General features: G+C 67.2%; 17 protein-coding genes and 3 tRNA genes. 5 read left to right on the top strand and 15 right to left on the bottom strand.

Translation table 11 applies throughout. From position 1 onward, the window contains the following. Nucleotides 1-44: 44 nt before the first annotated feature. Both ACQY39_RS06345 and ACQY39_RS06340 read right to left on the bottom strand, forming a co-directional pair. Nucleotides 45-129, bottom strand: a tRNA-Leu gene (locus tag ACQY39_RS06345). 83 nt (nucleotides 130-212) lie between these two features. Continuing rightward, nucleotides 213-1628: a pyridoxal phosphate-dependent decarboxylase family protein gene (locus ACQY39_RS06340; RefSeq protein WP_428504464.1), complete on the bottom strand. Its 1416-nt coding sequence runs from the start codon at nucleotides 1626-1628 to the stop codon at nucleotides 213-215. 73 nt (nucleotides 1629-1701) lie between these two features. Here ACQY39_RS06340 and ACQY39_RS06335 point away from each other — a divergent pair, with 73 nt between their 5' ends. Next, nucleotides 1702-3108, top strand: a complete 1407-nt coding sequence (locus ACQY39_RS06335) for a PLP-dependent aminotransferase family protein (protein ID WP_428504461.1) — start codon at nucleotides 1702-1704, stop codon at nucleotides 3106-3108. Here ACQY39_RS06335 and ACQY39_RS06330 read toward each other — a convergent pair. From ACQY39_RS06330 to ACQY39_RS06315, 4 genes are all read right to left on the bottom strand, one after another. Then, a complete protein-coding gene (locus ACQY39_RS06330) occupies nucleotides 3044-4522 on the bottom strand; it encodes an FAD-binding oxidoreductase (RefSeq protein WP_428504459.1) in 1479 nt (492 codons plus the stop codon). The genes ACQY39_RS06335 and ACQY39_RS06330 overlap by 65 nt on opposite strands. Further along, the gene (locus ACQY39_RS06325) at nucleotides 4516-5526 is read right to left on the bottom strand and encodes a 2-oxoadipate dioxygenase/decarboxylase family protein (protein WP_428510737.1); all 1011 of its coding nucleotides are present in this window, start codon (nucleotides 5524-5526) and stop codon (nucleotides 4516-4518) included. Before ACQY39_RS06325 ends, ACQY39_RS06330 begins: the two co-directional genes overlap by 7 nt. An 80-nt stretch (nucleotides 5527-5606) precedes the next feature. Then, entirely contained in the window at nucleotides 5607-7124 is a 1518-nt protein-coding gene (amaB, locus tag ACQY39_RS06320; RefSeq protein ID WP_428504457.1) for an L-piperidine-6-carboxylate dehydrogenase, read from the bottom strand. Nucleotides 7125-7139: 15 nt separating this feature from the next. Further along, nucleotides 7140-8231: a saccharopine dehydrogenase C-terminal domain-containing protein gene (locus tag ACQY39_RS06315; RefSeq protein ID WP_428504455.1), complete on the bottom strand. Its 1092-nt coding sequence runs from the start codon at nucleotides 8229-8231 to the stop codon at nucleotides 7140-7142. Nucleotides 8232-8372: 141 nt separating this feature from the next. Here ACQY39_RS06315 and ACQY39_RS06310 point away from each other — a divergent pair, with 141 nt between their 5' ends. Both ACQY39_RS06310 and ACQY39_RS06305 read left to right on the top strand, forming a co-directional pair. Continuing rightward, a complete protein-coding gene (locus tag ACQY39_RS06310; protein WP_428504453.1) occupies nucleotides 8373-8873 on the top strand; it encodes an Lrp/AsnC family transcriptional regulator in 501 nt (166 codons plus the stop codon). 125 nt (nucleotides 8874-8998) lie between these two features. Then, entirely contained in the window at nucleotides 8999-10657 is a 1659-nt protein-coding gene (locus tag ACQY39_RS06305; RefSeq protein WP_428504451.1) for a response regulator, read from the top strand. Between the two features lie 29 nt (nucleotides 10658-10686). On the opposite strand, the gene ACQY39_RS06300 is transcribed toward ACQY39_RS06305, so the two are convergent. From ACQY39_RS06300 to rsmB, 8 genes are all read right to left on the bottom strand, one after another. Next, nucleotides 10687-13104: a CHASE2 domain-containing protein gene (locus ACQY39_RS06300; RefSeq protein WP_428504449.1), complete on the bottom strand. Its 2418-nt coding sequence runs from the start codon at nucleotides 13102-13104 to the stop codon at nucleotides 10687-10689. After that, nucleotides 13104-14789 carry a FecR domain-containing protein gene (locus tag ACQY39_RS06295; protein ID WP_428504447.1) on the bottom strand — a complete coding sequence of 562 codons (1686 nt, stop codon included), beginning with the start codon at nucleotides 14787-14789 and terminating at the stop codon, nucleotides 13104-13106. The genes ACQY39_RS06300 and ACQY39_RS06295 overlap by 1 nt, the downstream gene beginning before the upstream one ends. A gap of 204 nt (nucleotides 14790-14993) precedes the next feature. After that, nucleotides 14994-15068: transfer RNA gene (locus ACQY39_RS06290), tRNA-Thr, on the bottom strand. Between the two features lie 89 nt (nucleotides 15069-15157). Next, a tRNA-Phe gene (locus ACQY39_RS06285) sits at nucleotides 15158-15233 on the bottom strand. Between the two features lie 87 nt (nucleotides 15234-15320). Then, the gene (locus ACQY39_RS06280) at nucleotides 15321-16016 is read right to left on the bottom strand and encodes a response regulator (protein WP_263561300.1); all 696 of its coding nucleotides are present in this window, start codon (nucleotides 16014-16016) and stop codon (nucleotides 15321-15323) included. 11 nt (nucleotides 16017-16027) lie between these two features. Continuing rightward, a complete protein-coding gene (locus ACQY39_RS06275; protein WP_428504444.1) occupies nucleotides 16028-18292 on the bottom strand; it encodes an ATP-binding protein in 2265 nt (754 codons plus the stop codon). After that, nucleotides 18289-18927, bottom strand: coding sequence for a DUF4390 domain-containing protein (locus ACQY39_RS06270; protein ID WP_428504442.1), 639 nt, complete (start codon nucleotides 18925-18927; stop codon nucleotides 18289-18291). The genes ACQY39_RS06275 and ACQY39_RS06270 overlap by 4 nt, the downstream gene beginning before the upstream one ends. A gap of 80 nt (nucleotides 18928-19007) precedes the next feature. Continuing rightward, the gene (gene rsmB / locus ACQY39_RS06265; RefSeq protein WP_428504441.1) at nucleotides 19008-20420 is read right to left on the bottom strand and encodes a 16S rRNA (cytosine(967)-C(5))-methyltransferase RsmB; all 1413 of its coding nucleotides are present in this window, start codon (nucleotides 20418-20420) and stop codon (nucleotides 19008-19010) included. A 135-nt stretch (nucleotides 20421-20555) separates the two neighbouring features. Here rsmB and folE point away from each other — a divergent pair, with 135 nt between their 5' ends. Together folE and ACQY39_RS06255 are read left to right on the top strand one after the other, a co-directional pair. Then, the gene (gene folE, locus ACQY39_RS06260) at nucleotides 20556-21284 is read left to right on the top strand and encodes a GTP cyclohydrolase I (protein WP_263561304.1); all 729 of its coding nucleotides are present in this window, start codon (nucleotides 20556-20558) and stop codon (nucleotides 21282-21284) included. Nucleotides 21285-21322: 38 nt separating this feature from the next. After that, the gene (locus ACQY39_RS06255) at nucleotides 21323-21745 is read left to right on the top strand and encodes a BLUF domain-containing protein (RefSeq protein ID WP_428504438.1); all 423 of its coding nucleotides are present in this window, start codon (nucleotides 21323-21325) and stop codon (nucleotides 21743-21745) included. Between the two features lie 648 nt (nucleotides 21746-22393). On the opposite strand, the gene ACQY39_RS06250 is transcribed toward ACQY39_RS06255, so the two are convergent. Then, nucleotides 22394-22957, bottom strand: a complete 564-nt coding sequence (locus tag ACQY39_RS06250; RefSeq protein WP_428504436.1) for a LemA family protein — start codon at nucleotides 22955-22957, stop codon at nucleotides 22394-22396.

Raw genomic sequence — 22957 nt, 5'->3', positions numbered from 1 at the left:
GCAATGACAAAAGGCCAGCACTTTCGTGCTGGCCTTTCTCAATTTGGTGCCCAGGAGAGGACTCGAACCTCCACGGAGTTACCCGCTAGTACCTGAAACTAGTGCGTCTACCAATTCCGCCACCTGGGCTTTTCTTCACTGCCGTAACAGCGAAGACCGCTAGTATAGCCTTAATTTTCTGGCTTGCAAGGACTAATTGAAAAACTTGGGGCTCAGGCGCTCTGCACCAGCGCCAGCAAGGCGGCATGAACGCGCCGCACATCGCTGGCCTCGCTGCGCCAGTTGCTGAACGCCGCACGCACGGCCCAGCGGCCGAGGAAGTAGGTCGGCGTCAGAAACGCCTCTCCGCTGTCGCGCAGTCGTTCCAGAAACCGCTGAACACTGGCGGCGTCCGTGCAGCCTGCCACGGCAAAGCAGACGATGTTGAGTCGGACCGGCGCCAGCAGCTCGAAGGCGGGGCCGCCGCCGGGCCCGGGGGTCAGGTCTTGCTGCAGCAGTTTGGCCAGCAGACGGGCGCAGTCGATATTGCGCCGCACGATCTCGGCTTGGCCGGCGCGGCCATAGGCCTGCACAGCAAACCAGGCTGGCAAGGCGCGCCAGCGGCGCGAGTTCTCGGGCGTCAGATGGACGAAATCGGGGCGTTCGCCGATCTCACCCAGATAGGCCGCCGAGTTCTGGAACACACGCAGCTGCAGGGCACGATGGCGGCTGAACTGCAAGGCGCTGTCATAGGGCACATTCAGCCATTTGTGGCAGTCGATGCACACCGAATCGGCGCCGTCCAAACCCCGGACTTGAGCCGCTACCCGCTCATCAAGGGCCGCGAAGGCCCCGAAGGCGGCGTCGACATGGAGCCAGAAGGGGTAGCGTGCGCGCAAGGCCAGCAGGGCCGGCAGCTCGTCGAAATCACCGCTATTGACCGTCCCGGCATTGGCCACCACGATCACCGGCGCGCCGGCCTGCGCTTGCAAGGCCAGCTCCAGCGCCTGCGGGTCGATCGCGTCACGGCCCGGCAAGGTCGCCACAGCTTGGACCGCATTCCGCCCCAGACCGAGCATGGACAAGGCCTTGTGGATGCTGGAATGCGCAGCGCCGGACAAGACCGTCACCGGGCCCAGCGCGGCCGCGCCAGCCTCGCTGACGCGCACACCGCGCTGCTCGCCCAGCCATTCGCGCGCCAGGGCCAGGCCGACAAAATTGGACATGGTCGCGCCCGAGACGAAGGCGCCCTCATGCGCTTCGCTGAGGCCAAACCAGGAACCCAGCTCGCGCACGGTCTGGCGCTCCAGCTCCGGTGCTTCGGAATCCCAGCCGGCGGTCGGGTTCTGATCCAGGGCCGAGGTCAGCCAGTCGCCCATCAGACTGGCCGGGGTGGCGCCACCGGTGACAAAGCCCAGATAGCGCGGCCCGGCGCTGGCGCTCAGGCGCGGCAGCCAACGTTGCTCGAACAGGCGCAAGGCGGCCTCGGCGCCGCCTCCGGCAGCGCGCTGCAGCTCGCCCTGCGGAGTCTGCGGCTGCACGGCCACCGGCTGTGAGTCCAAGCTCTGCAGGCTCTGCAGCGCCGTCGCGCGGGTCTGCGCCAGCAGCTCGGGCAGGGTCTCCAAATCGTGTTTCAACAGCTCATGCATGGCAAGCTCCAGGTGATGCAAGCCGCCATGCTAGAGTCGATTGGACTGATTCAAGCAATCCAATTCAAACGCCGTGGACTGGCCCCTCCAACCTTCCCTTCTTGCAGCTTTGCGCACGGCCTTGCAGCAATCGCCGCGCTATGCCGCCCTGGCAACCACGCTGCAAGGCCTGATCCTTCGAGGCGAGCTGCTGCCCGGCGACCGCCTGCCAGCCGAGCGCCGCCTGGCGGACCAGCTGGGTCTGAGCCGCAGCACGGTGGTGGCCGCCTATGCGCGCCTGGCCGAGGGCGGCTGGGTCAGCGCAAGACAGGGACAGGGCACCAGCGTCTGCGCCGGCCCGCCGGGCCATGTCGCCAGCCGCAAGCGGCGCGTGGCGCTGGGCAGCCCGGCCTTGCGCCGGCTCAGCACGAACGAGCACGAGACCTGGATTGATTTCGCCCTGGCCACCGCCGTGCCCGATCTAGCCTGGCTGCAGCCCAGCGCCGCCGCCGCCAGCCTGGTGCTGCGCGAGAGCGCCTACCAGCCCGAGGGCATGCTGGCCCTGCGCGAGCGCATCGCCGCGCGCTACAGCCGGCAGGGTCTGGCGACGACACCCGATCAGATCCTGGTCTGTGCCGGCGCCCAGCAGGCCATCAGCCTGGTCGCCCAGCAATACCTGGCGCCGAGCGACTCGGTGCTGATGGAAACACCCAACTACTTCGGCGCCATCGATGTGCTGCGCAGCGGCGGCGTGCATCTGGACGGCATCGCCGTGCAAGCGCAGGCCCGGCATGCGCCGGCCTTCATAGCCGCCCTGGCCGCAGGCCGCCACAAGCTCGCCTATGTCTGCCCGGCCCTGCACAACCCCACGGGCCTGAGCTGGAGCCATGCGGCGGTCGAACGCCTGGCGCGCACGGCCGCCCAGGGCAGCTGCCTGCTGCTGGTGGACGACTCCCTGGCCGAGCTGCACTTCGAAGCTTGCCCCCGGCCGCTGCCGGCCGCAGCGGGCGCACCGGTCGTTCACATCGGCAGTCTGTCCAAGACGCTCTGGGCCGGCCTGCGCATCGGCTGGCTGCGGGCACCCGCGCCCATCATCGAGACCTTGCGGCGCGCCAAGGCCAATGCCGACATCGCCTGCAGCTCGCTCAGCGCCGCCCTGGCCTGCGATCTGCTCGACCGCTACGACAGCTTGCTCGCGCCACGGCGCAGCCAGTTGCAGGAGCAAGCCCGCCATCTGCACGCATTGCTGCAAGAGCATCTGCCCAGCTGGCGTGTGCGCCCGCCCGAAGGCGGCCTGTTTCTATGGGCCGGTCTGCCCACGCAAGGCCGCGATGCCGCCGCCTGGGTCGAGACGGCCGCGGCCCTGCGCGTGCGCCTGAGCCCGGGGCCCGCCTTGTCCGTGGGCGCCGGCCACGAACGTCATCTGCGCCTTGCCTTCACCCAGGCGCCGGCCCTGGCTCGCGAGGGTGTGCTGCGTCTGGCGGCAAGCCTGACGGGTTGATGGCAGCAGTGCCCCAATGGGTCAGGCCGAGCAGGGCCTGCGGGTCGAACAGGCGCTGCAAGCGGCCCGACCAATCGAGCAGGTTCGTCTCGCTGAGCTGCCAGTAGCTGTCCTGCAGCTGCGGGCCAATGCCATGCTCGGCACTGAAGCTGCCCTCGAATTGCTGCACCAGGGCATAGACCCCGGCGCGCAAGCCCGCTTCATCCAAGGCCGGCGCGCCCTGGGGCCAGACCAGATTGAAATGCAGGCCGCCATCACCCAGATGCCCGAAGTCGGCCAGCTCGGCGGCTGCGAAATGTTCGGCCAACCAGGCGCGACCGGCCTCGCGGAAGGCCATGAAGTGGCGCCGCGGCAGCGACACATCGAAGCCCAGCACCTTGCCACGCGCGCGCAAGCCTTCGCTGATGTGGTGACGCAAGGCCCAACAGGCGGCGTCGGCCCCGAGCACGGCGTCGCTGACCCGCTCGCCAAACTCGCCTTCCAACCAGGTTTGCAGCAAAGCCTGCAAATCGAGCTGTTCGGCGCGCAGATCCGAGCTCAGCTCGACCAGCAGCGTGTATTCAGGCAGATCACCGCCGAACCAGCGCATGCGCTCCGTGTCCAGGTCGCCGCCACAGCTCAGCGCCGCCTCCATGGCCGGGCGCGACATGCCTTCGCAGGCACTGACCAGGCTGCCCATCGCCGACATCAGGCTTTGGTACAGCGGCAGCACGGCTTCCAGGCTGCTCGGCGACACCAGGGCCACCGCCTGCTGACGCGGGCGGCTGGCGAGCTTGAAGACCGCTTCGCTGATCACGCCCAGGCTGCCGGAGGAGCCGATGAAGAGCTGCTGCAGCGGCAAGGCGGCATTGTCTTTTTGCAGGCCACGCCCCAGGCGCAAGACCTGACCCTCGGCCAGCACCACGGTCAGTCCCAGGGTGTTGGCGCGCACATCACCGTAGCGCAGCATGCGCGTGCCGCCGGTGTTGTGCGCCAGCATGCCGCCGACGCTGGGGTCGGCGCTCAGGTCGATGGCCAGCATCAAATCATGCGCGGCCAGGCGCTCGTTGATCTCGCCCAGCCGGAAACCCGCCGAGACACGCAGCGTGCGGTCCAACAGGTCCAGCTCGAACACCTCGCGCATGCGCTCGGTGGACAGCAAGAGATCGCTTTCAGCGTCCACCGGCGTGGCCGCGCGCACCAGGCCAGTGTGAGCACCTTGCGGCAGCACACGCAGGCCGTGGCGGGCCGCCAGGGGCAACAGCTGGGCCAGTTCGGCCGTGCTGGCCGGTCGCGCCAAAGCTGCGGCCTGGCCCGGTGCATAACGCGCCGGCTCCAGATAGCGCGGCTCGATGGCGCTGCCGGCGCTCACATGGGCGGCGCCGCAAATGCGCGCCGCGGCCAGGAGGAAATCAGCCGGCATCGGACTCAGCAAGCCGAGACCGCGCCTTGCGCCGTCATCTTGAAGATGCCGGTGGCATTGCCGGCGTCGAAGGCCAGGTCGAGTTCGCTGCCCACCCGCGCCCGCTCGATGAACTCGTAGAAGGAACCCGGCACGGTCAGCGCGACAAGCTTTCCTTCGCTCAAGAACTGCCGCTGCACCTGAGCGGCATGAAAGGCGGTCTGCTTGACCCGGCCCGAGCGCGAGACTTCGATCTTGGCCTTGACCGGGCGGCCCAGGGCACGCTGCGCCTCGGCCAGTGCCTCAAGGTCGGCGACGCGGTCGGTGGCATGGTTGAAGGCCGTGCCTTCGGTGGCGATCCAGGCCATCTCGGCCGACTCCTTCAGCAGAAGCTGGTAGTCGCTCAAGCTGACCGGGCCATGCTGGCGGTCGAAGCAGGCAATCAAACGCGGCAAGAGCGCCAAGGCGGCAGCCCAGGGCAAGGCCTGGTCGCGCGCGAGCTGCTCCAGCCAGGCCATGTCTTGCGGGCCCAGCGGATCGCGAGAACTGGCCAGCACGCGCGTCACCGCCGCCTGGAATTCGGCCGAAAAACGCTCGGGATGCAGCTCGGAGACAAAGAACTGGGCAATGTCTTCGGGCATGTCTTCGTGGCACCAGGCGCGGCCGCTCATCTTGAGCGCCGGCAAAGGGTAGTTGTCGGCCAGGGCAAAGCCCAGCGGGCGCAGCACCCGGGTGATGGCAGCTTCACCGGGGGGCAGCGCGCCACTGGGCCAGGCCACGGTGCGCAGTGCGCCATGGTCGAAGCACAGGCGCTGGTCGCGGCCCTGCTGCTCGGCCACATAGTCGGCTGCGGCCGGCACACGCTGCGTGACATCTCGGAACAGCGCCATATTGAGCGCCTGTGCCAGCTCAGCCCGCGAGACAAGCTCGCCCACAGGCCGCAGCAAGGCCGGCGCGACCTGCAACTGGGCAAAGGTTTCGGTGGCTGCGGCGGCGCCCAGGGCGCTGTCGAGCAGACGGTACAAGCCGGATTCCAGCATCATGAGGATCAATCTCCAGGCAGGGCAAAACAAAGCCCGGGCATGCCGGGCTTTGCGCCATCAATGAAACAGGGGGGTCAGATGTCGAACTTCACGCCTTGTGCCAGCGGCAGCGAGCGCGAGTAATTGACCGTGTTGGTCGTGCGGCGCATGTAAGCCTTCCAGGCGTCGGAGCCGGACTCACGGCCGCCGCCGGTTTCCTTCTCGCCACCGAAAGCACCACCGATTTCGGCGCCCGAGGTGCCGATATTGACGTTGGCAATGCCGCAGTCCGAACCGCTGGCCGACATGAAGGCCTCGGCCTCGCGCACATCGTTGCTGAAGATGGCTGAAGACAGGCCTTGCGGCACCTCGTTCTGCAGGGCGATCGCTTCGTCCAGGGTCTTGTACTTCAGCGTGTACAGGATGGGTGCGAAGGTCTCGTGCTTGACGATGTCGGTCTGCGCCGGCATGCGCACCAGCGCCGGCGTGGCGTACCAGGCGTTCGGGTACTGGCTGGCCAGGGCACGCTCGCCGCCGGAGACCTCGCCGCCTTGCTCGCGCGCGGCAGCCAGAGCCTTCTGCATGGCCTCGAAGCTGGCGCCGTCGATCAGCGGGCCGATCAGGGTGCCGGCCTCGACCGGGCTGCCGATCTTGAGCTGGGCGCGGGCGCGGTCCAGGCGAGCGACCAGCTCGTCGTGGATGCTCTCGTGAATGATGACGCGGCGGGTGGTGGTGCAGCGCTGGCCGGCCGTGCCGTAGGCGCCGAACAGGATGCCGCGCACGGCCAGCTCCAGATCGGCGCTGGGGGTGACGATGATGGCGTTGTTGCCGCCCAGCTCGAGCAGGCAACGGCCGAAGCGCGCCGCCACACGCGGGCCGACCGCGCGACCCATGCGGGTGGAGCCGGTGGCCGAGACCAGGGCGACCTGGGGGTGGTCCACCATGGCTTCGCCAACGGCCGCGCCGCCGTTCAGCAGCTGGGACAGGTGCGCGGGCGCCGTGCCGCCGGCCGCGTTGTAGCGGGCCAGCGCGCGCTCGAACAAGGCCTGGGTGGCGATGGCTGTCAGCGGGGTCTTCTCCGACGGTTTCCAGATGCAGCTGTCGCCGCAGACCAGGGCCAGGGCCGAGTTCCAGGCCCAGACGGCGACTGGGAAGTTGAAGGCCGAGATGATGCCGACCACGCCCAGGGGCAGGTACTGCTCCATCATGCGGTGGCCGGGGCGCTCGCTGGCGATGGTCAGGCCATGCAGCTGACGGCTCAGGCCGACGGCGAAGTCGCAGATGTCGATCATCTCCTGCACCTCGCCCTCGCCTTCGCTGCTGACCTTGCCGGCCTCCAGCGAGACCAGGCGGGCCAGGTCCATCTTGTGCGCGCGCAGCTCTTCGCCGAACAAACGCACCAGCTCGCCGCGCTTGGGAGCCGGCACATTGCGCCAGTCCAGGAAGGCGGCATGGGCGCGCGCCACGGCGGCGCGCATGTCCTCGGCGCTGGCCTCATGGACGGCGCCGAGCGCGGCCCCGTCGATGGGCGAGCGCACGTTCAGCGTGCCGCCGGTGAAAGCCGAGGAAGGAACGCCGAGGGCGCTCAGGAGTTCAGTGATGTACGTAGTCATTGCGAGATTCTCCGCTCAACCGATGCTTTCCACCTGGCGCGACTGCTGGTAGGCCTTGCCAAACTCATTGGCCAGGAACTCGGGCAGCGAGACTTCCTCTTGCGAGACGAACCCCGACTGCGGCAGCTTGCCCTGACGGAACAAGTCGACGGCGGCGCACATGCCGGCGGCGGTGGTGATCTGGATGGCCGACAGCGGGCGTGCGCCGTCGCGCTCGGCGAAGATCTTGCGGGCGAACACTTCCTGCACCAGGCGGCCGCTCTTCATGCCCGAGACAGTCACGAACACCAGGACCACGTCCTGCATGGTGGCCGGCATGCTCTTGCGCATGATGTCCTTGAGCAGCTCCTGATCGCTCTTCAGGGCCAGATCGCCGAGCAGGAATTGCATCAGGTCGCGGTGGCCAGGGTAGCGCACGGTCTTGTAGTCGAGGTTTTTGACCTTGCCGGCCAGGGTTTCGCACAAGGTGCCCAGGCCGCCCGAGGTGTTGAAGGCCTCGTACTCGGTGCCGTCCAGCGAGAAATGCTCCAGGCCTTCCAGCGGCAGGGCATCGATCTTCTCGCCGTCGTGGATGCATTCGCAGGGGTGGCAGTACTCGTTGATCAGGCCGTCGACCGACCAGGTCAGGTTGTACTTCAGGGCATTGGTCGGGAAGGCCGGCAGCGCGCCGACGCGCATCTTGACGTCGTTGAGACTGTCAAAGCTCTTGGCCAGATGGGCGGCGACGATGCCGATGAAACCCGGGGCCAGGCCGCATTGCGGCATGAAGGCGGTCTTGGCACCTTCGGCGATGCGCATGATCTCCTTGGTGGCGGCCACGTCTTCGGTCAGGTCGAAATAGTGGCAGCCGGCTTCCAGAGCCATATGGGCTGCGGGAATCGCCAGCTGGTAGGGCAAGGCATTGACGATGGCGGCATAACCCTTGACCAGGCCGGCGGCGCCGGCGCCGATTTCGGCGATCACCTGGGTGCGGATGCCCTCGGCGGCCAGCACTTGCAAGGCGGCGGCGTTCTTGTCGAAAACGGTGACTTCGTAGTGGCCCGAGCCATGCAGCAAGCGAGCAATGGTTTCACCGATATGGCCTGCGCCCAGCAATGCGATCTTCATTTGATTTGCCTCAAGAGGATGGGATGAGCCGCAGTCTAGGCAGAGGCGCTGACGAAAAAAAGCCGGAGTTCGTCGAACTTCGAAGAGAAAATGACGAATCGTCGATGAATTTCGCCATAATGAATCAAACAAGGGTTTCCCATGAGCAGCTCCGAGAACGACCCTGAAGCCGCAAGCGCCGCATTCAGACCTCGTGCGCCGGCCCAGGCCAAGGACCAGACCGACCGCGAGCTGATCGCGCTGCTGCAGGCCAATGCCCGCGAGAGCACGGCCAATCTGGCGCGCAAGCTCGGTGTGGCCCGCACCACCGTGGTGGCGCGGTTGGCGCGCCTGGAGGCCGAGGGCGTGCTGGTCGGCTACACCGCCAAGCTCGGTTCGGACGCCGCCGATCGCGGCGTGCAGGCCTTTGTCGGCATCACCGTGCAGCCCAAGGCCGGGCGCGAGGTGGTCAAGCGCCTATCGGGCCTGCCCGAGCTGCGCCAGCTGGCCTCGGTCAGCGGCGAGTTCGACTACATGGCCTTGCTGCGCGCCGACTCGACCATGCGACTGGACGCCCTGCTCGACGAGATCGGCGAGATCGACGGCGTCATCAAGACCACCAGCTCGGTGGTGCTGGCCTTGCGCGTGGACCGCAGCGCCTGAATGCACAGGCACGGGCAGAGGCACAGGGGCCGACGCTGCGCACAAGCGCACGGCCCAGTGGCTCGTCTCTAGCCAAGTGCTAGGCAGACAGGCTACGCTGCACATCTGTGAGCAATGGGGGGTCTGTGTCAAAACACCAGCTTGGGCCGGCACCGCGGTTCAATATCGCCCTGGCCAGCGGCGCCCCGGGAGGGGCGCTGAAGGCACTGATCATTGATGAGGGCGAGCTGTCGCGCTCGGTGATCAGCACCATGCTGCGCGAGATGGGCGTGCAGCAGGTGCACACCGCACGCCGCCCCGAGCAGGCGCGCCGCCAGATCAAAGAGGCCGGCCATGCCTACGACATCATCATCACCGAGTTCCATTTCCGCCGCCTGAGCAACCACGACATGAGCGGGCAGGACCTGCTCGATGAGCTGCGCCAGGCGCGCGGCCTGCCCATGCAAACCATCTTCATCATGGTGACCGATGAGGCTCGCTACCAGCATGTCGCCGACGCCGTAGAAGGCGCGCTCGACGACTACCTGCTCAAGCCCTTCACCGCCCGCCAGTTCGAGGAGCGGCTGCAGATCATCCTGGACCGCAAGCACGCGCTGCGAGAGGTCTTCGCCGCCATCGAAGCCAGCGACTACGCCGGCGCGGCCGAGCTCTGCGAGGCCATGTTCCACAGCAGCATCAACTACAAGGTCTATGCCGCTCGCATCGGCTCCGAGCTCTACCTGCGCCTGGGCCAGCTCGACGCCGCCAGGCGCATGTTCGAAGCCTTACTCGAATACAAGGCGGTGCCCTGGGCACGCCTCGGTCTTGCCAAGATCGACCTCGGCAATGCAGACACCGCAACCGCCTGCCGCAGCCTGGAAACCCTGCTGGCCGACAACCCCAGCTATGTCGATGCCTACGACGTCTACGGTCGCGCCCTGCTGGAGGAGATGAATTTCACCGGTGCCGCTGAAATGCTGGCCAAGGCTGTGCAGATCACCCCCGGCAATGTGGCGCGCTTGCAAAAGCTCGGCTCCCTGCAGCTGTTTCTGGGCTTCAGTGAGTCGGCGGCCAAGCACCTGATGGCGGCGCTGAACATCGGCTCGCAGTCGCGCTCGCTCGACTACCAGGGCCTGGTCGCCCTGGGCCTCGCCTGTCTGGACGAGGAAGACCGGGACGGCTGCGAACGTGCCGCGCGCTTTTTGCAGGACGCGCAGCAGCGCTTTCCGGACAGCTTTCGCGTGCGCACGCTGAGCCAGACCTTGGAGGTGGTTCAGGCCCTGTCAGAACGCCGCGCCGATGCGGCCCAGAACGGCTTGCGTCAACTGGCCAGCTCTTTGGACCACCCCGAGCTGAGCTTCGAGATGGGCTGCAACCTGATCATGCTGATCGTACGGAGCGCCGGCCGCCAGGCCATGCCCGAGGCGCGCGCCTGGACCGAGCGGACCACGCAGCGCTTCGCCGTGTCGAAGCCACGCACCCGCATGCTGGAAATGGCGGCCGCGGCCATGCCACCGATCGAGGCGATCGTGCGCAATGCGGCGGCCGGCATCAACGAGGCGGCGCGCGAGGCCATGTCCCATCTGGTCAGCAAGCAGCACGAACGCACCTTGCAGGCCTTGCTGGAGCTGGCCCAGCGCAGCCTCAATGCCCGCATCATCAATCTGGCCCACGCAAGCCTGAAACACCACGGCCAGCACCTGCCCGAAGCCACCGCACAGCGCCTTGGCATGGTGATCGATGGATTGCACGCGCGCTACACGGACGGCGGCCGGCGCTTTGTCGAGCGCGAGCAGCAAAGCTGAGCAAGGCCTGAACGGCGCGGACGAGCGCCTCAATCGGGTGGCGGCGCCCAGCGTTCCAAGGCCTGCAACAAGGCCTGCAGGCTGATCGGCTTGCTCAGATGGGCATCGCAGCCCGCCGCCAGGCATTGCGCCACATCTTGAGCGAAGGCATTGGCGGTCAGGGCGATGATGGGCAGGCGCTTGCGGCCCGCGGCCGCCTCTTGCGCGCGCCAGCGCCGGGTCGCCGTCATGCCATCGAGCCGCGGCATCTGCACATCCATCAGCACCAGGTCATAGTGACCCTGCTGCAGGCAGACCAAGGCTTGCTCGCCATCGCCGGCCAATTCAATGACATGGCCCAGCGGCGCGAGCATGGCCTCAACCACCAGCACATTGACCTCGTTGTCCTCGCACAGCAAGAGGCGCAGCGGCCTCGCTGGTCCGGCGGGCGCCAGCGTCGCGGGCTGTGAAGCGGCAGGCGGCGCCTCATGCGGCGGCAGCGGCAGGCTCAGCTCGAAGCAACTCCCCTGGCCCGCGGCGCTCTGCAAGCGCAGCTCGCCGCCCATCAGCTGCACCAGGCTGCGCGAAATGGCCAGGCCCAGCCCCGTGCCGCCGAACTCGCGCGCGGTGCTCGCATCGGCCTGGCTGTAGGGCTGAAAGATGCGCTCTTGCAGATGGGCGGGGACGCCAATGCCTGTGTCCTGCACGCTGATCAGAACCCAGCCGGCCGCATCACGCCCGGCCGTCACGCGGACGCCGCCGACCCGCGTGAACTTGATCGCGTTGCTGAGCAGATTGGCCAGCACCTGGGCCAGGCGCTGAGCATCGCCCCAGACCCAGACCTGCGCTTCCGCCGCGCAGCTCAGCTCCAGGCTCAGCCCGCGTTCCTGGGCGCGGCCGCGCTGCAGCTCGATCTGCTGGTGCAGTAGATCGCCCAGGTCAAAGGCATGAGGCGACAGACTCAGCTTGCCAGCTTCGATCTTGGCGTTGTCCAGCAAGTCATTGATCAGGGCAAACAGCTGCTGACCGGCCCCCTGGAAGACTTGCACATAACGGCGCTGCTCAGCGCTCAGCTCGGTGCGCGCCAAGATCTCCGCCATACCCAGCACCGCGTTCATGGGCGTGCGGATCTCATGGCTGACATGAGCCAGGAAGCGGGTCTTGGCCTGATTGGCCGCCTCGGCCACCTCGCGCGCATGGCGCAGCTCACGGTGGCGCAGGCTTTGCCAGCGCTGCTCGGCCAGGCCGGCCAGCATCAAGGCCAAGGTCAGTGTCGCCAAGGGGCCAAGCAAGGAAGGCAGCAAGAGCTGGCTTTGCACCAGCCAGACCGCCAGACTCAACAGCAAGCCCAGACTCAGCGCCGAGCTCCCCAGCAGCAGCAGCCAGCGCTGCTGCTGCTGAAGCGCGCGCGACCGGGCATGCAGCACGCCCGGCACCGCGGCAAGTGCCAGCAACACCGCTGCCCAGATCCAACCGGCTGGCGCCAGCACCTGGCCGCGCGCCAGCAAGGCCGTGGCCGTGGCAAGAAAGGCAGCGCCGGACAAACGCCCTTGTGGCGTGCTCACCGAATCGGCAAAGAAGGCGCTGCTGCCGACGAACACGGTGCGGCCGCACAAGCTCTCGCGCAGGCCCGGATCGTCGCGTTGGCCCAGGGCCGCTCGCATCAGCCGGCCCCAGCTCAGATCGGGCAGGCCCTCTAAACGGCTGGGCAGCTTAAGCTGGACACGGCCCTGAGCATCAAGCGGCCAGGTCTTGAGCGCCTGCAAACGCTCGGGCTGCTCTTGCAGCAGCACCGCCAGTGGCAACGCAGGCAAGACCTGACCCTGGTAGCGGTGCCAGAGCGGCTGCCGGCGCAGCAGGCCGTCGCTGTCCAAGGGCGAGGACACCAGGCCGACCCGGCCCAGCGCCACCGGCGCCTCGCGCAGCAGGGGCGTGGCCGGCAACATCAAGGCGTTCCAGCTCAGACTGGGCAGACCCGGTGGCGCTGCGGTCCAGGCGAGCCGCTTGAGTACGGACTGCTCTTCGGCCGGCAAGGCCGAGGGCGTCGCCTCCAGCTGCAGGCCGGCCGCCGCCAAGACCGAGGGCGGCCCCTTGTGCAGCGCTCGTGCCAGCTCAGCATCGCCCTCGCGCTCGCCCGCGAGCACCAGATCGATCACCACCCGGCGCGCACCAGCCTGCAGCAGATAGTCCAGCAGCAGGGCGTAGACCGAACGCGGATAGGGCCAATCACCCAGCTCGGCCTGCATCTCGCGCAGGGCGTCGTCGTCGATGTCCAGCAGCGCCAGCTCGTCCACGCGCAAGGGCTGTGCGGTCCAACGCAGCAGACCGTCTTCGAGCGCAAGGTCCAGGGGCCGCAAGGGGCCGCTGCCCTGCGCCAGCGCGATCACGCACAGGGCCAGAGGCAAGGCCAGGCAAGACGGCCCCCAGCGCCGCCAGCTGCGCCATCCCCACCCGCGATCCGCGGCCATCAAAGCCCCAGCAGGAGCAAAGGCAGCAGCCAGAGCCAGCGCGGGTACGGCACCTCGATCTCCTGCACCTGTCCATAGGGGCCGGCTTGCCCCATCTCATCCAGCCCGCGCACGCGCAGGAAGTAGCGGCCAGGCCCAGGCCGTGGCAGGCTGAGGCCGGGGCTGTCGCTGCTGAAGCTCTGCAGCTCTTGGCTGAAGGCAGCGTCGCGCGCCCATTGCAACTCATAACGCGCCACGCCCGCGGAGGCGCGCCAACGCAGGTTCAGCTGCTCGCCAGCCACCTCGGCCTCGGCGGGCTCCGGGCTGGCCGGCAGCGGCCGAAGCTCGAAGGCCTGGCCATCGCCGAAGGGACCACGCGCCTCACCTTGCTGCGAGGCCAGACGCCAGTGGTAGCGGCCATGGGGCAGGCGGGCGCTGTGGCTGACATCGGCGATGCCGGCCTGGTCCAGCTGCAGCTCGCGGAAATCGGCATCGCGCGCGACCTGCAAGCAGTAGGCCTGGGCGGCGCTGTTGCGGGTCCAGCGGAACTCGACCTGTTCACCATAGAGGCGGGCATCGGCCAGCGGCGCCTGGCTGAACGGCGGCTCGGGCCGGGCCTGGATTTGCAGCGGGCGGTCGCTGGCCAAACCCTCCAGGCCGAGCGCATCGATGGCGCGCAGACGCAAGCTGTAGCGCCCATCGGGCGGCACCGCGTCCCAGCTCAACTCGGGCTCGCTGCCGCGATGATCGAGCAACAAGCGGCTGAAATCGCCTTCAGCAAAGAGCTGGGCGCGGTAGCCACGCGCGCCCGGATGCGCGGCCCAGCGCAGACGCAGCGGCAAGCGGTCGACCACGGCCAATTCGGCCGGCAAGGCCGGCGCAGCCAGCAAGGGCGCCGCCTGCGGGCGGCCTCGGCCGTCGGCAACCATGCCCATGCCGGCAGGCACCGCCAAGGAAGCGTGGCCGCCGCTGTCCGCGGCCACCCGACCCTCCAGCACCGCCATGTGCGCCTTCTCGGCCTGTAATTGCACGCGAAACTCGGTGCCACGCACGCCCAGATTCACATGCGGCGTGCGGATCTCGTAATGCGGCACCCGGCCGCCCTTGGGCGTGACCTGGCTGTCCGCCCCACCCTCGTGCAGACGCAGCTGCACCGCGGGAATGGCGCTGCGGCCGTAGACCAGCAGTTGCTCGAGGCTGAGGTCGCTGAGCGGCGGAATCAGCAGCCGCGAACCGTCGACAAAACGCAAGGTGGCGGAGGACTGGGCGGCGCTGCGCAGGCGGTCGCCGCTGCGCAACTCTTGACCAGCACCCAGTCGCTGTTCAGCCTGGCCGCTGCGCAACAACATGACCTCACCCTGCACAAACACGGTCTGGGCCACGCTGGCCTCACGGTTCAGCCAGGCCAGCGGCATGCGCAGCACCCCGCCCGGGGGCAGGCGCAAGGGATCGGCCACGCGGTTGAGGCGCTGCAGCTCACGCCAAGGACGGCCGGGCAGCAAAAAGCGCTCGCTCAGGCCGATCAAGGTGTCGCCCGGCTGGATGGTGTAACGCCAGTCGCTGTCGGTCTCGGCTGGGCTGGAGGCCGCGGCCGGCCGGCCTTGCGCCCATGCTGCCACCGGCATCAGCACCCACAGTCCGACTGACAATACAGCTGCAGCGGCTGAGCTGCTGGAGCCACCCGAACTCTTGATGGTGTGTCGCATGCGCCTTCTCCCTGGCCATGGCGGCCATCAGCGTCCTTGTGGTCCGCATGGTAGCCAAAAAAGAGGGGCGGGCTGGACGGGGATGGCCCGCAGACGGAGCACCGATTCGCGGCTTGCAGCGTACCAGGCTGGGACGGAGGCAAACACCCGCCCAGAACGCAAAAAGCCCGTCGCAAGCGACGGGCTTCGAGAGCGGCAATTCAATGGTGCCCATGACGCGGATCGAACGCGTGACCTCTCCCTTACCAAGGGAGTGCTCTACCACTGAGCCACATGGGCAGTTGGAAGGCTTCCAGCTGCGTCCGGCCCCATGAAGGAAACCGGAAAAACAAAAGCCCACCGAGGCGATGGGCTTTTGTCTGATATTTTGGTGGCCTGGGGCGGAATCGAACCACCGACACGCGGATTTTCAATCCGCTGCTCTACCAACTGAGCTACCAGGCCGTCGTCTTGAATGACGTTCTTGCTTTTTTCACTGCCTTGCTTTGCTTGGAGAAGCGCTGCAAATCAGCGAAGACCACGACTATAGCACTAAATTCCAGCTCCGCGCTTATTTCTGCTGAGGTCGACACCCAATTGTTTCAACTTTCGGTACAGATGGGTGCGCTCGAGGCCGGTTTTCTCAGCCACGCGGGTCATGGAGCCGTTCTCCTTGGCCAGATGGAACTCGAAATAGCTCTTCTCGAAGGCATCACGGGCTTCGCGCAAGGGGCGGTCCAGTTCGAAGCTCTGCTCCGAAGCCAGGCCGGCCGCCGGCAGGCTGCTCTGCGGCAGGGTGCTGAGGCTGGGCGCCACATATTGCGGCGTCAGTTCGCTGCGGGCATAGCTGCTGGGCAGACCGACGGCCGGCGCCGGGCGCGGCGCTGCCTTGACCAGGGACTGCTCCACCGCGCGCAGCAGCTTTTGCAGGGTGATGGGCTTTTCCAGGAAGGCGATGGCGCCGAACTTGGTCGCTTCAACCGCGGTGTCGATGGTGCCGTGGCCGCTCATCATGATCACGGGCATGGTCAGCAAGCCGGCCCCGCCCCACTCCTTCAGCAAGGTGATGCCGTCAACGTCGGGCATCCAGATGTCCAGCAGCACCAGGTCGGGGCGCATGCGCTCGCGCACCGCGCGCGCCTGCGCTGCGTTTTCTGCCAACTCGATCGTGTGGCCCTCGTCACTGAGGATTTCAGAGAGCAGAGCACGTATACCCAGCTCGTCGTCGACTACAAGAATGGTTGCCATGGAGTCCTAGTTCAATGGGGCTTTTCAGCAGAGCCCGCATCGGCTGCTGCAGTCGCGAGTTTTGAAAATGATAACGAAACTTGCGCACCGGTCACCGCTTGCGCCTCGTCGCCCTGGGCGTGCAGGTTGCTGAGGCGTATGCGTGCGGCGTGTTCATCGGCAATTTTCTTGACCACCGCCAGACCCAGGCCGGTGCCCTTGGTCTTGGTGGTCACATAAGGTTCAAAGGCGCGTTTGAGCACTTTCTCGGCAAAGCCGGGGCCGTTGTCAGTGATCTGCAAGCGCACGGAGCGGGGCGCACCGGCCTCGGTCAAGGCCTGCTGGGTGCGCACCAGCACCTGCCCGCCCGCCTGCTCCTGCACGGCGTCGAGCGCATTCTGTACCAAGTTGTGAATGACCTGCCGCAATTGCGAGGCGTCGCCGAGAATGCGGTTGGCGTCAGGCGCCAGTTCGGCGCGCAGGCGACCTTGTTCCTGGGCCTCGGCATACAGGGTCAGCACCTCGGCCACCAGGGCATTGAGATCCAGGGCCTTGAGCTGGGCCGAGGGCAAGCGGGCGTAGTCGCGGAACTCATTGACCAGCTGCTTCATGGACTGCACCTGGTTGACGATGGTGGCCACCGAACGCACCAGCATGGCCTGATCGGCGCCTTCCAGCTTGGCTTCGAGCTTGTGCTGCAGGCGCTCGGCCGAGAGCTGGATGGGGGTCAAGGGGTTCTTGATCTCATGGGCCAGGCGCCGCGCCACCTCGCTCCAGGCGGCCGAGCGCTGGGCCGAGACGACTTCGGAGATGTCATCGAACACCATCAGCCGCGCGCCCTGGGGCAGCGGCGCGCCGCGCACCAGCAGGGTCTGCACATCCTGGCTGCTGTCCAGCTGCAGCTCAAAGGCGTCCTGCCAATGGTCGCGTTCGCCGCTCTCGGGGTTGTATTGCTCGAAACGCTGCCAGACGGCCTCGGCAAACCCTTCCAGATGCGGCACCTCGCCCAGCTGTCGGCCCTGGTAGACCGACAGCGGCAGACGCAGGATGCGGGTGGCGCCGGGGTTGACGGTGTCGATGTGGCGCTGGGCGTCGAACACGATCACGCCGGCGGTCAGGTTGTCCAGAATCGTCTGCAAATGGGTGCGCGCGCTTTCCAGCTGAGCCACGCTGCGCTCGACCATGACCCGCGCCTCGGACAGCTGCTCGGTCATGTCGGCGAAGGAACGGGTCAGGCCGCCAAGCTCGTCGCGCGTGCTCAGCATGGGCTTGCGGCTGAGGTCGCCCTGGGCCACCTGACGCACGCCGTCGGCCAGCAGCAAGAGGGGCCGCGCCAGCTGGTTTCCGAAGGTGACTGCCAAGAGCAAGGCGGCAAACACCGCCAGCACCAGCACCAGGGTCAGCGTGCCCAGATACATGCGGCGCAGGCCGTCGCGTTCCAAGGCCCGCTGCTGGTATTCGCTGCTGGCGTTTTGCACCGCCAAGGCATTGGCCAGCACCGTAGCCGGCAAGCGCTGCACCACCATCAGGAAGCGCTCGCCCGAATTGCCCAAGCCCAGGCGCATCTCGCTATTGGGCAGTTGGGCAATGGCCCGGATGCGGGCTTGGCCTTGCAGGGCCAGGGCCTCGTCCTCCAGGCCCTCGAGATGGCTGACAACACGGGCATTGCGCGCCTGGCGCAGCAGGGACTCGGCCGGCCGGTCGGTCATCAGAGAATTGGTGTCGCCGCCAACCGAGAGCAGGATCTGGCCATTGCCGGCCACCACCGCGACCACACGAGCACCCATCTGCTCGCGCAGACGCTCCAGCACCAGGGGCTGCGGCAGGCTGCCGGCTTCGCCGAGACGCTCAGCAGCATCCAGGGTGCGGTTGGACAGGTCATTGACCAGGCCGTCCAGGGTGCCGCGGCCCAGATTCAAGCCGGCCTCCAAGGCCGAGGCCAGGCGCACATCGAACCAGCTGTCGATACTGCGGTTGACGAACTGGTAGGACACGCCGTAAATCAGGATGCCAGGCACCATGCCCACCAGGGCAAAAATGCCGGCCAGCTTCATCAGCAGGCGGCTGCCGAACTTGCCGCTGCGCACGCGCAGGAACAAGCGCACGGCCGCGCCGACGATGACCAGCAGCAGCAGCCCGGCGACCAAGGCATTGAGCCAAAACAGCCACTCGTAGTGGCGATCGAAGAAGCCGCGCTGGCTGGTGGCGCTGATGGACAGCAAAAAGGCCAAAACGCCACAAATGCCGGTGATGATCACCAGGGCGATGATCCAGGCCCAACGCGCCCGTTTGCTCATGGGGTGGGCGCGGATGCTGCAGCCGTTCGCAGGCTGAAGTCGGGGTTCAGCCCCAGATTGCGCTCCACCCCAAGATTCCAGCCCTGGCCAATGCTGAGGCCGATCTGCATGGGCTTGGGCAGCTGGGAGGTGTCGAGCCGGTAACTGAACTCCAGGTAATGGCTGCCGTCCTCGTCGAGCTCGCGCGCTTCGGCGATGCGCCAGCCGGAAACGCCGCGTAAGGAGGCCAAGGCCTCTGGCAGATTGTTGAAGCTCTGCGTCAGCCCGCCGGAGCTGACCCGGTACTGCCGCGTCAGCGCATACCAATACAGGCGCCAGCTGCGCGACGCCTTGCTGGCCCGCGCGTCGCGCCAGTACCAGCGCTTGCGCTGCACCGACACCTCAGCCACAAAGTACAGCGAGACCCCTTTCATCAAGGCGTCTTCGGCGGCACGCGGCAGCTCGAAGCGAGTGCTGAAGCTCAACTCCAGGCCATCGTCGCTGCGGGCCGTGCTCATGGCGCTGAGCTCCACGCCATCGGCTCGAACCGGCATGGCCGATACCGCCAGCAGACAAGCCAGAGCCCAGGTCAGCCAAAGCCGCCAGAAACTGGCCGGGCGGCTGGCGCGGCGATGAAGGATGACAGGCGAACTCAAGGGCAATGCAAACGGAATATGTACGGACGCGAAATTGGGGTCAGAGCGATTTTTGCCAGGCTGCCGCAGCCCTCGCAAGCTCAGGCCCGCTTGTGCAACAAGGCGTAGAAAAAGCCATCGAACACCGCCTCGGCCGAAGCTCGCGGCTGCGTCGACACGGCCATGTCCTCCGGCGCCTCATTGTGTGCGAGCGGCAGCAGATGCCCCGTGAAGCCGCTCACCTCCAAGCGACTCGCGTCGGCTTGACGTTGCAAAAATGCATCGATCTGCGCCTCACCCTCGGCTTTGAACATGGAGCAAGTGGCGTAAACCATGCGACCGCCCGGCTTCAGCGTCGGCCACAGGGCGGCCAGCAGCTCCGCCTGGATGGAGGCCAGTTGGGCGATGTCGCCAGGCCGGCGCAACCAGCGCACATCGGGGTGGCGTCGCACGATGCCGGAGGCGCTGCAGGGCGCATCGAGCAGGATGGCGTCGAACATACGGCCATCCCACCAGGACGCGGTCGTGCGGGCGTCGGCCGCCTTCAGCTCGGCGCGCTGGCCCAGCCGAGCCAAGTTGTCCTGCACGCGAGTCAGGCGCTTGGCGTCGCTGTCCAGGGCCAGCACATCGAAGTCACCCAGCTCCAGCAAGTGGGCGGTCTTGCCGCCCGGCGCGGAGCAGGCGTCGAGCACGCGCGCGCCGGCCTGCAAGGCCGGCAGCACGCCTTGAGCCTGGACCAGCAAAGGCGAGGCGATCTGGGCGGCGGCGTCCTGGACCGAAACCGCGCCCTGGGCGAAGCCGGGCAAGGCCGTGACCGGCACGGCGCGCTCCAGCAGCAGTGCCTGCGGTGCCAACGGCCCCAGAGCGTGAGCGGCAATGCCAGCCTCCTGCAAGCGCTGCAGGTAGTCGGCCGCCGAACCCTGCCGGGCATTGACGCGCAAGGTCATGGGCGGATGCTGGTTGTTGGCCAGCAGCAGCGCCGGCCAGACCTCGGGCCAGTCCGCACGCAAACGCTCGCTCCACCAGAGCGGGTGGTTGTAGGCCGCCACCGGCCCGTTGGCTCCTTGAGCAGCCTGAGCCTGCAAGGCCGGCCGTTCCCGCAAAAAGCGGCGCAACACGGCGTTGACGAAGCCCGCACTGGCGGGCAAGCGCTTGCGCACGGCGCTGACGGCCTGGTCCACCACCGTGTGGTCGGCATAGGGCGCAGGCGGCTGGTCCGGGCCGGCGTCCCAGAGCAAGGCCAGCGCACTCAAAAGCAGACCCTCGACCTTGGGCGGCGGGCTCTTGGGCGCAAGAATGGCGCGCACCGCCTCCGCGCTGCCCAAACGGCGCAGTACATGGAAGCTCAGAGACTGGGTGGCCGGGCGCAGCTCGGCCGGGCATTTCGCCAGCAGGTCGGTCAAGGAGCGGCCGCCGCGCACGGCCTGCACGGCATCGGCCACTTGCATCAACAGTTGCTGAAGCGGCGGCGCCAGGGCAGGACCGGCGGGGTTCGACGGCGCGGGCTTGGGCATTGGGGGGGCAGAGGGAAGGCTCACCCTTTCAGTGTAGGTGAGCCCTCCATGCACCGAGCAGGCAAGACCTGGCCCTGCACAGACTTTGCAATCCGTACACAATCGCCCGATTGCACCGAACAGCGAGACCACCCCATGACCGGCGCCCTGCCCGCAAACCCCTCACCCCGCGACGAGCGCGAACTGGCCGAGTTGCCCGCCTCGGAGCGCGTGCGTTACCGACTGGTCGGCGCCGGCTGCCGCCACCACGCCAATGACAACATCGCCGACTTCATCAAGGACGGTGAGCTCGACGAGATCCAGGCCGAGGTCCAGGCCAAGCTGCAAGAGGTGCTGCGCGCCCTGGTGATCGACACCGACAGCGACCACAACACCCAGGACACCGCCAAACGCGTGGCCAAGATGTTTGTGCGCGAGGTCTTCAAGGGCCGCTATGTGCCCATGCCGCCGGTCACCGAATTCCCCAATTTCACCCGGCTCAACGAGCTGATGATCGTCGGCCCCATCACCGTGCGCAGCGCCTGCTCGCACCACCTCTGCCCCATCATGGGTCGGGTCTGGATCGGCCTGCTGCCCAACGAGCACTCCAACCTGATCGGCCTGTCCAAGTACACCCGCATCTGCGACTGGATCATGAGCCGCCCGCAGATCCAGGAAGAAGCCGTCACCATGCTGGCCAACGAGTTGCAGGAACGCGTGCAGCCGGACGGCCTGGCCATCGTCATGGAAGCCGACCACTTCTGCATGCACTGGCGCGGCGTCAAGGACACCGAGACCAAGATGACCAACAGCGTGATGCGCGGCGCTTTCCTCAAGGACCCGAATCTGCGCCGCGAGTTCCTCTCGCTGCTGAGCAAGAAGTAAGTGCAAGAACAGACCTCAGCCCCAACGGAGCCCACCTCATGCTAGTTCGCCTTCTCTACGCCAGCCGCGCCCACATCCCCATGGGCGAGGCCGAGCTCAGCACCATCCTGAAGCAGTCGCGCGAGCACAACCCTGCCGAGGGCATCACCGGCCTGCTCTGCTACAGCGACGGCATCTTCATGCAAGTGCTGGAAGGTGGCCGTGACGCGATCAACGCACGCTACAAGCGCATCGTCGGCGACACCCGCCACAACGACGTGATCCTGCTCAGCTATGAAGAGGTGGGCGAACGCGTGTTCGCTGGCTGGTCCATGGGCCAAGTCAATTTGCAGCGCCTCAACCCGGGCCTGGTGCTCAAGTACTCCGAGACCGCCAAGCTCGACCCTTACAGCATGAGCGGCAACTCGCTCATGGCCCTGTTCCACGAACTGGTCAGCTCGGGCGCGATCGTCTGCAGCTGAACCTGGCGGACGCACCGGCTCTGTCGGCTGCCGGCAAAAAGCAGCCCTCTTGCTCTCCTTCGTGAGGCCCTGCAGTCCGGGCCGCCGCCGGGCTCATGGTTCCGGGGTCGGCCCTGGCGGGCCGACTGCCTTGCGCTGCTCGCGCCTCGGGGCTGGCGCATAACTCTCTTCACTCACTGCGTTCGTTCCGTTCAGACAGACGCGCCAAGTCAGCGCTTGAAGCGCGCGGGTACGCGCGCGCCCCGAGCCGCTGCGCTGCTCAGCCCTTCACAAATCGCCCAGCGGCGGCCCGAACTGCAGGGCGCTTGCATCGCGATCGATCTGCCCCTCGACGGTGGAACACGCCACATTCGGAGGTGGCTCGGCCCGACGACGGGCGATTTGTGCGCGGCCGAGAGCGCAGCGGAGCGGATCAGGCGCGCGTACTCGCGCGCTTCAAGCTCTGACTCGGCGCCACTGTTTGACCACAGTGAGCGCAGCGAACGGAGGGAGTTTGGCGCCGCTGAGCCGCGCAGTGAGCATCGAGGGCAGTCGGCTCGCAGAGCCGACCCGGGCACCATGAGCACGGCGGCGGGCCGAGTCACCGCAGCGCGAAAACCCGGCCCTCGAATTTCCGCTTTGAGCGGCCGATTCCTGCCGCAGCCTCGCTCAGAGCGAGCGCGCCTCCCGAAAGCCATAGAAGCTGGCCAACACTCGAGTCGGGAACTGGATGATGGCTTCGTTGTAGGCGCCAACGGCCTGGTTGAAAACCTGGCGGGTGAAGGAGCGCTGCCGCTCGATCATCTTGAGCTCGTCCACCTGAGCGAACAACTCCGGGTGCTCACGCAGATCGGCATGGTGTTCGAGCATGGACATCAGCCGCGTCAGCGCCGCCGCGTGCACCGCGCTGGCCACGCCCAGGCTGGCCACAGGATCCCCGGCATACGGCCGCGCACGCACAGCCTGCAGCGCCACCTGCACCTCCTGCTGTGCGGCATCCAGGGCATCGAAGGTCGCCTGCTCGCTGGGCAGCAAGGGCCGCAGCACGGCCAGCAGGTTGGCGCACACCGCGGCGCGCGCGCTCAGATGCGTGTCCAACTGGGCGAAAGCCGTGGCAATCGCGTTGCGCAAAATCATGACGCGGTTGTAGGCGCCAATGGCCCAGAACAGCAGCACAGCCGCCAGACCCCAACCGGCCCAGCCCCAATCCCAACCGCCTTCGCTCGGGCCCAT

Origin of the sequence: Roseateles sp. (assembly GCF_965262435.1) — a bacterium.
Classification (GTDB): Bacteria; Pseudomonadota; Gammaproteobacteria; order Burkholderiales; family Burkholderiaceae_C; genus Paucibacter_A.
This window is presented reverse-complemented; position numbering and strand designations above follow the sequence as displayed.

Coding starts and splice junctions, on each gene's coding strand:
- rsmB (WP_428504441.1), bottom strand. CDS start 20,420: ATGCCCAAGCCCGCGCCGTCGAACCCCGCCGGTCCTGCCCTGGCGCCG.
- ACQY39_RS06340 (WP_428504464.1), bottom strand. CDS start 1,628: ATGCATGAGCTGTTGAAACACGATTTGGAGACCCTGCCCGAGCTGCTG.
- ACQY39_RS06300 (WP_428504449.1), bottom strand. CDS start 13,104: ATGGCCGCGGATCGCGGGTGGGGATGGCGCAGCTGGCGGCGCTGGGGG.
- ACQY39_RS06250 (WP_428504436.1), bottom strand. CDS start 22,957: ATGGGCCCGAGCGAAGGCGGTTGGGATTGGGGCTGGGCCGGTTGGGGT.
- ACQY39_RS06275 (WP_428504444.1), bottom strand. CDS start 18,292: ATGAGCAAACGGGCGCGTTGGGCCTGGATCATCGCCCTGGTGATCATC.
- ACQY39_RS06295 (WP_428504447.1), bottom strand. CDS start 14,789: ATGCGACACACCATCAAGAGTTCGGGTGGCTCCAGCAGCTCAGCCGCT.
- amaB (WP_428504457.1), bottom strand. CDS start 7,124: ATGACTACGTACATCACTGAACTCCTGAGCGCCCTCGGCGTTCCTTCC.
- ACQY39_RS06280 (WP_263561300.1), bottom strand. CDS start 16,016: ATGGCAACCATTCTTGTAGTCGACGACGAGCTGGGTATACGTGCTCTG.
- ACQY39_RS06315 (WP_428504455.1), bottom strand. CDS start 8,231: ATGAAGATCGCATTGCTGGGCGCAGGCCATATCGGTGAAACCATTGCT.
- folE (WP_263561304.1), top strand. CDS start 20,556: ATGACCGGCGCCCTGCCCGCAAACCCCTCACCCCGCGACGAGCGCGAA.
- ACQY39_RS06255 (WP_428504438.1), top strand. CDS start 21,323: ATGCTAGTTCGCCTTCTCTACGCCAGCCGCGCCCACATCCCCATGGGC.
- ACQY39_RS06310 (WP_428504453.1), top strand. CDS start 8,373: ATGAGCAGCTCCGAGAACGACCCTGAAGCCGCAAGCGCCGCATTCAGA.